The organism is Acinetobacter sp. YH01024 (assembly GCF_013420195.1).
GTDB lineage: Bacteria > Pseudomonadota > Gammaproteobacteria > Pseudomonadales > Moraxellaceae > Acinetobacter > Acinetobacter amyesii.
Genome location: NZ_VOYQ01000075.1, coordinates 1 through 7,157, shown reverse-complemented (window position 1 = coordinate 7,157; position 7,157 = coordinate 1). Strand labels below are relative to the sequence as shown.

General features: G+C 48.4%; 7 protein-coding genes and 1 pseudogene. 1 reads left to right on the top strand and 7 read right to left on the bottom strand.

Translation table 11 applies throughout. The annotated features are described in order from the left end of the window. A protein-coding gene (locus tag FTT88_RS16475) for an IS4-like element ISAba1 family transposase (RefSeq protein ID WP_179994544.1) occupies positions 1-989 on the top strand; the annotation gives its coding sequence in 2 pieces (ribosomal slippage) (positions 1-439 and positions 439-989; 990 coding nt annotated over the 2 pieces). This gene is flagged as partial in the annotation. A gap of 196 nt (positions 990-1,185) precedes the next feature. Here the strand turns inward: FTT88_RS16475 and FTT88_RS16470 are convergent. The 7 genes and pseudogenes from FTT88_RS16470 to FTT88_RS16440 all read right to left on the bottom strand — a co-directional run. Beyond that, positions 1,186-1,671: a hypothetical protein gene (locus FTT88_RS16470; RefSeq protein WP_006581703.1), complete on the bottom strand. Its 486-nt coding sequence runs from the start codon at positions 1,669-1,671 to the stop codon at positions 1,186-1,188. A gap of 37 nt (positions 1,672-1,708) precedes the next feature. Continuing rightward, positions 1,709-1,957 (bottom strand): phenol hydroxylase subunit, encoded by a 249-nt coding sequence (locus FTT88_RS16465; protein ID WP_006581702.1) that lies wholly within the window; start codon positions 1,955-1,957, stop codon positions 1,709-1,711. Between the two features lie 227 nt (positions 1,958-2,184). After that, positions 2,185-3,021: an aminoglycoside O-phosphotransferase APH(6)-Id gene (locus tag FTT88_RS16460; protein ID WP_000480968.1), complete on the bottom strand. Its 837-nt coding sequence runs from the start codon at positions 3,019-3,021 to the stop codon at positions 2,185-2,187. Then, positions 3,021-3,824, bottom strand: a complete 804-nt coding sequence (aph(3'')-Ib, locus tag FTT88_RS16455; protein ID WP_001082319.1) for an aminoglycoside O-phosphotransferase APH(3'')-Ib — start codon at positions 3,822-3,824, stop codon at positions 3,021-3,023. The genes FTT88_RS16460 and aph(3'')-Ib overlap by 1 nt, the downstream gene beginning before the upstream one ends. Positions 3,825-3,923: 99 nt before the next feature. Beyond that, positions 3,924-5,056 (bottom strand): IS3 family transposase gene (locus FTT88_RS16450; RefSeq protein ID WP_223672967.1). Its coding sequence is split into 2 segments (ribosomal slippage): positions 3,924-4,804 and positions 4,804-5,056, totalling 1,134 coding nucleotides; the frame shifts between segments, so codons are not numbered across the junction. Positions 5,057-5,227: 171 nt separating this feature from the next. Continuing rightward, positions 5,228-6,214: pseudogene (locus FTT88_RS16445) on the bottom strand (type IV secretory system conjugative DNA transfer family protein); the annotation flags it as partial. A gap of 131 nt (positions 6,215-6,345) precedes the next feature. Beyond that, positions 6,346-7,157: LysR family substrate-binding domain-containing protein (locus FTT88_RS16440; RefSeq protein WP_159139002.1), on the bottom strand; the 812-nt coding region annotated here is incomplete at its 5' end.

Here is a 7,157-nt window from a genome sequence, read left to right as displayed (position 1 = left end):
AAGCAAACATGTAATCTTTCTTCTGCATCTAAAGCCTTGCCCATCAAGTGTTTACCACAATCATTTTATCGACGTATGCAGCGCTTCTTTGCAGGTCAGTATTTTGATTATCGTCAAATTTCTCAGTTGATTTTCAATATGTTTTCATTCGACCAAGTGCAACTGACTTTAGATAGAACCAATTGGAAATGGGGAAAACGAAATATTAATATCCTGATGCTCGCAATCGTTTATCGTGGAATAGCGATACCTATCCTTTGGACATTGCTTAATAAACGTGGAAATTCAGATACGAAAGAGCGTATTGCTTTGATTCAACGCTTTATAGCCATTTTTGGTAAAGACCGTATTGTGAATGTGTTCGCAGACAGAGAGTTTATCGGTGAGCAGTGGTTTACATGGTTAATTGAACAAGACATCAACTTCTGCATTCGTGTTAAAAAAACTTCATTGTCACCAATCATTTAGGAAAGAATCATAAAATTAGTGATTTATTTCGCCATCTTAAAGTTGGTCAAATTGAATGTCGTAAACGACGGATTTTGGTTGGTCGGGTGAAACTATATATAAGTGCACTACAGTTAGAAAATGGAGAGCTTTTACTCGTCGTTTCTCCTCAGTTTAATGCCAATGCTATTCAGGATTATGCATTACGCTGGGAAATTGAAACCTTATTCAGTTGTCTCAAAGGACGCGGGTTTAATCTTGAAAATACGCGCTTGACAGACCCTAGACGAGTGAAAAAATTGATTGCGGTGTTAGCTATAAGCTTCTGTTGGTGTTACTTAACGGGTGAATGGCAACATAATCAAAAAAAAGCGATAAAAATAAAGAAGCATGGACGACTCTCAATGAGTTTATTTCGCTATGGTTTAGACTATGTTCAAATGGCGATTCAGCGTTTAATTGGTTTTGGGAAAAAAGAAGAGTTTAAGGAAATTTTGGCAATTTTAAGAAAGCAGAATCCTGATAGGATAAGGGTTCTGTGAAATTTGTCGTGTACAGAGTATAATAATAATAATCGAGCATGAGTCTCATACGGATGCTCGGGTCGAAAGGGAATCCCCAGGCGAGTAACCTGTTTGCGGTGATCCATTAGCTGCAGGAGCAGAAGAGCATACATCTGGAAGCAAAGCCAGGAAAGCGGCCTATGGAGCTGTGCGGCAGCGCTCAGTAGGCAATTTTTCAAAATATTGTTAAGCCTTTTCTGAGCATGGTATTTTTCATGGTATTACCAATTAGCAGGAAAATAAGCCATTGAATATAAAAGATAAAAATGTCTTGTTTACAATAAAGTGGGAGTAGTAATTTCGTTACTTTGTTTAGAATTTCTTCAGAAATATTTCTTAATAAATCGTGTTTTTCAACAAGCGTAAAATTACTTTCTAAAATCTCTTGTTGTTTAGCTCGAGTTTGGGTATAAGCCCCATAATAAAATTGACGAGGATCTTTAAGCACGTACCAATCTTTCATTTGGATTACAGTACGGCCCTTATCGTAAAGATCAAATTCAGGCTGCCATAAAGGTTTGTAATGAAAATTAATTTCTTCCTGAATATCGTAGGTCGCTTCTTGATAACGTGAAGCTGGTTTATCACCAAATCTTTTTTCAATATAAGCATAAGTATTTCTTAAAGGCTTAACTGAAGATGTTTTAATATCAATTTGCATATAAATCTTCCTGATTTTTTAATAAAGACTAGAGTTTTTATTCTCTAATACCGGCCTGTCCAAATCGCCACTTCATGCGGTCATATTCAATCTTTGCAAAATCATCCGTACTTAGGTGCTGTACTTGATGGTGTGCGCAGAATTCTTCAAAAGCCTTGACTGGCATAATCATTTCTACAGCTAACTCTGGATCACCTATCGAAAATTCAAATTCGATATATTTGTCACGCTGAGTCCCTGTAACATGAATAAAGCAAGGAGGCTGTTCTACATTGAGTTGCTGCATACCAAAATCCTCATATTCTCCATAAGATTATTGCAACTTGCATGCCAATTTTATTTATTATTATTTTTCAAATATTTATGATTTTCTCTTTTTTATTTCATACAATGTTCTTTATCAAATTGGGGTCGTTTGCGGGAGAGGGCGAAATCCTACGCTAAGGCTTTGGCCAACGATATTCTCCGGTAAGATTGATGTGTTCCCAGGGGATAGGAGAAGTCGCTTGATATCTAGTATGACGTCTGTCGCACCTGCTTGATCGCGGCCGCGATAGCTAGATCGCGTTGCTCCTCTTCTCCATCCGCGTTCCAAGCTGCGGAAAGGCACCCATAAGCGTACGCCTGGTCGAGCAGGCGACGCGGATCGACGTCCAGCGCACGAGAGAATGCGTCCGCCATCTGTGCAATGCGTCTAGGATCGAGACAAAGGTCGTCTCTGTCAGCCGGATCGTAGAACATATTGGCGGCGCCAAAGCCCACTTCACCGACCAGACCGACGGGATCTATCACCAGCCAGCCGCGACTGGAGAACATGATGTTTTCATGATGCAGATCGCCATGTAGCCCACGCAGTTCCGAGGCATTGCTCATCATTTGATCGGCTATAATCGCCGCGTGGACGTAGTCAGTTTGACAACCTGCGTTTTGATCATCGCGCGCCCGCTGAAACAAAGCTGCAAAGCGATCCCGGATCGGGAGAAGGGCAGAAGGCAGGGGTTCCTCAGATGCGGCATACAGCTTCGCCATTAGTTCCGCTGCAATTTCGGTCGCCTGGTAGTCGCCGTGCTCGGCAACGATGTGAGAGAGCATTCGCTCCCCGGCATATTCGAGCAACATCAGATTGTTCTCACGACCGAGCAACCGGACTGCTCCCCTCCCATTGCGCCATACCAGATAGTCGGCCCCGCGCAGTTCATCAGCAATGTCTTCTATAGGTTTCAATCCCTTGACGATTGCAGGAGTCCCGTCTGGCAATGAAACTTTCCAAACGAGGCTGGAAAAGGTGTCCGCAATGAGAACAGGTTGCGAAACGTGCCAATGAGCAGGAAAAACAGGCGGCATGAACATCAACCCCAAGTCAGAGGGTCCAATCGCAGATAGAAGGCAAGGCGTTCGCGGTCGGGGGCTTCGATCCCCAATACATTGAATAGGACAGCGAAGGCGCGCTCTGCTTCATCTGGCGCTGCCCAGTTCTCTTCGGCGTTAGCAATCATGAGTGCCAAATCGGCATAGCGATCTGCTGTTCCGAGCCGCCCAAGGTCGATCAGACCCGTGCATTGAAGAGTTTTAGGGTCCACCATGAAGTTCGGCATGCAGGGATCACCATGGCAAACAACCATATCGGTGCGCTCTTGGTCGAGCCGCACCGGTAGCTCTCGTTCGACACGAGCCAAAAGATCGAGCTGCGGCGTACTCTTGTCCTCGTCCGGTAAGAAGTCGGGATTGACGGCATTGCGGGACACCACATCAACGGCGCGTCCGAACATTCGCGACAGCCTGCGCTCAAACGGACATTGATCAACCGATAGGCTGTGAACAGCGCCAAGTTGCTGCCCCATTGACGGCCACGCTTTGAGCAAATCCGCTCCAGACAGATCAGCCGCCGGTACTCCCGGAATTGCCGTTATCACCAAGCATGCACCCTCCTGTTCCTCCTGCCAGTTGATCACCTCGGGGCAAGCCACACCTCGACCTTTGAGCCAAATGAGGCGGTCACGCTCTCCAGCGAGCTCACCGCGGCGGGAAGCAGGTGCGATTTTCGCGAAGGCATGCCCGTCACCACGTCGAAAAACAAAATCACCAGATTCTCCGCCTCTGACAGGCAACCAGTCAGAATGCGATTCACCAAAAAAAATATTAGTTCGATTCAATGGAGGTTCCTTCAGTTTTCTGATGAAGCGCGGAGGTGAGAGGTGGTCCCACTTGTTTGAACAACTAAAAGCTTATTTATAAGTGATACTCTGCTCTAGTTAAGCTACCTTATTTTGTTGTGGTAGCTGGTCATAGTAAAACTCATCTGGAGTCATTTTGTCCAGACTCGAATGAGGTCGTTTCAAATTATAAAATTCAAAATATGCGTTTAATTGCTTCTTCGCATCCAAAACATTGCTGTAGGCTTTGAGATACACCTCTTCATATTTAACGCTCCGCCATAATCGTTCAACCATCACATTATCAACCCATCGACCTTTACCATCCATACTGATTTGAATGCCATTTGATTTCAATACATCAATAAATGCATCACTGGTAAACTGACTGCCTTGGTCTGTATTAAAGACTTCAGGTCGGCCATATTTTTCAATAGCTTCATTTAATGTTTCTATGCAAAATGTAACCTCCATACTAATCGATACTCTATGCGCAAGTACCTTGCGGCTATGCCAATCAATCACAGCACATAAATAAACAAAGCCTTTTGCCATAGGGATATACGTTATATCCGTAGACCACACTTGATTACTGCGCTGAATAGCCAATCCTTTGAGCAGATATGGATATTTACGGTGAGCTTGATTGGCCTGACTTAGATTTGGTTTACGATATAACGCATTAATGCCCATTTTCTTCATTAAAGTACGTGTATGACGTCGTCCTATATGATGTCCTTGACGATTCAATAAATCACGCATCATACGGCTACCTGCAAAAGGGTATTGCATATGTAACTCATCCATACAGCGCATCAGCTTCAGATCTGATTCACTCACAGGTTTTGGGCGATAGTAATAACAACCACGGGAGACTTTCAGCAGCTTAGCTTGCTTAGATACTGAAATCTGAAGTGAGTCATCGATTAACTTTTGTGGTTGAAGCGACCCAGTTTCTTCAACACACCTTCTAAAAAATCAATTTCTAATGCCTGCTCACCGATTTTTGCATGTAGTTTTTTTAGATCGATGGGTGGTTCTGTTGGAGCTTTTGATTGATCGAAAGCTTGCGAGGAAGCTGAAATCAGTTGATTTTTCCAGTCAATAATTTGGTTTTGATGAACATCAAATTCAGCACTCAATTCAGCAAGTGTTTTTTCTGCTTTAATCGCAGCAAGTGCTACCTTAGCTTTAAAGTCATTTGAATGATTTCTTCTTGGTCTACGTGTCATAAAATACTCCATATATTGATGTTTATAACATCATTTGGGGAGCAAAATATCACTTATAAGTGTTGTTCAAATTTCCTGATCCACCTCTGTGGCTCAACCTGCGAAAAGAAACGAGTTGCTACGTAAGTCCGAGAACATGCTTTCCATGGTCTCTGAGCTCGCCTTTGGGACCGACATATCGGTGGAGAGCACCCCGCTTCGTTCGTTCTCGCTCTTGTTCAACAGCTCGCGCGCCGACGACGCGATGACGGGATGAACGCCAGCCTCGCCGAGATGCGGCGTGTCCATCATGGCGCGCAAGGTCGCCTCGACCGGGCGGCGGGGATCGGACAGGAAATTGGCGACGCCCGCCAGCGTCTTGTCCTTCTCCGCATAGAGAACATGCAGGATCGCGCCGACCAGCAGGCTATGGCTGGTCTTTTCCCAATGATTACGCTTGTCGAGGCTGCCTTCGGGATCGACCAGAATATCCGCGATGTTCTGCACGTCGCGGACTTCCCACTCCCCCTGCCGCACCTCCAGCAACGGATTGTAGGCCGACGATCTGGCGTTCGTGGGATCGAACAGCAGGACGCGGCCGTGCTTCGCGCGAAAGCCGGCCGTCAGCGTCCAGTTCTCGCCCTTGATGTCGTGGACGATGCAGCTTCCCGGCCATGTCAGCAGCGTCGGCACCACCAGCCCGACGCCCTTACCGCTGCGGGTCGGCGCGAAGCATAAGACATGCTCGGGACCGTCATGGCGCAGATAGTCTTGCGTATGCCGGCCGAGCACTACGCCATCGGGGCCGAGCAATCCGGCCGCACGGATTTCCTTGTCTTCCGCCCATCGCGCCGATCCGTAGGTGGCGATGTTGCGGGCTTCCCGCGCTCGAATGATCGACATGAGGATGGCGGCGGCGATGGCGATGAAGCCGCCCGATACCGCGATGATGCCGCCCTCGACGAAGATAGCGGGCGCGTAGGCGTCGAAGGAAAACCACCACCAGAAGAAGGCCGGCGGATAATAGACCGGCAGGCCCGCCAGATCGAACCATGGCGCTCCAAGCTGGGGCTGGAAGCCGAGGCGAAAGGCAACCCATTGCGTCGCCGCCCACGTCATCACCAGAACGATGGTGATGACTACGGCGATCTGACCCCAAAGGATTCGGCCTCCGCGCAATGCAGGCTCCAGTCGGCAAAAGAGACGGAGCCGATCAGAGAGTAGGCAAAATCGGGACGGGCAACAGGAAAGAGGATGCCGGAGGGCTGCCGGATACTATCGGCGGCAAATAGGATGGATCGCCTGTGCCGTTATCGTGCCGGTCGAGTGCCATCCAGGAAACGATTGGGCGAATCGCCGTCACGCTTCATTTTGCCTGCGAGGTTGAGTAGATTTTTCAGTGCGGAGTTGCGATTGAACGGCGACCAGACGGCTGTAAAGGCAACCGGCTCCGGTTCATCGAGGAAGGGCAGGAAGACGATGCCGGTCGTCGGCAACAATGACGTTGCCTCGCCGACGATAGTGATGCCGAAGCCTTGTCCGACCATAGATAGCAGCGTGTCGCGCCCCACATCAAAGCGCCGGATCGACGGTGCGGGCCAACGCCCGGCAAGGCGCAGCACGATATGGTCATGGACCTGCGGGCCGGTGCCACCATAGCGAACAATGAAAGTCTCGCCGACCAGATCGGACCAAGTGATTGCGGACTGCCCGGCGAGGCGATGCCCATCCGATAGCACGGCCACCAGCGGTTCGGTCCAGATCGGTCGGGTATGGCAGTCGGGCATCTCGGGCTTGCCCGCGACGAACACCACGTCGAGCTGGTCAGCACGAAGCTGCATCACCGCATCGCGGGCTGTGCCTTCGGTGATCTCAACCTCAATGCCCGTATGTTCTTCCCGATAATGACGGATCAGCTCCGTGAGAAAGCTGCGTGGGATTAAGGCATGGATGCCGATGCGAAGCCGGCCGTATTCTCCTTGAGCTGTCATGCCTGCGGTCTTCACTGCGTGATCGAGTTGATCGACACCCGCCGTGACACGCTCCATGAAGTGCCTGCCTGCGTCTGTTAGCCGAACGCCCCGCGCATGGCGCTCAAATAGCAGGACACCAAGGTTATCCT

Excerpts from the sequence above, each read along its gene's own strand:
- FTT88_RS16465 (WP_006581702.1), bottom strand. The coding sequence starts at position 1,957 with ATGCAGCAACTCAATGTAGAACAGCCTCCTTGCTTTATTCATGTTACA.
- FTT88_RS16470 (WP_006581703.1), bottom strand. The coding sequence starts at position 1,671 with ATGCAAATTGATATTAAAACATCTTCAGTTAAGCCTTTAAGAAATACT.
- FTT88_RS16460 (WP_000480968.1), bottom strand. The coding sequence starts at position 3,021 with ATGTTCATGCCGCCTGTTTTTCCTGCTCATTGGCACGTTTCGCAACCT.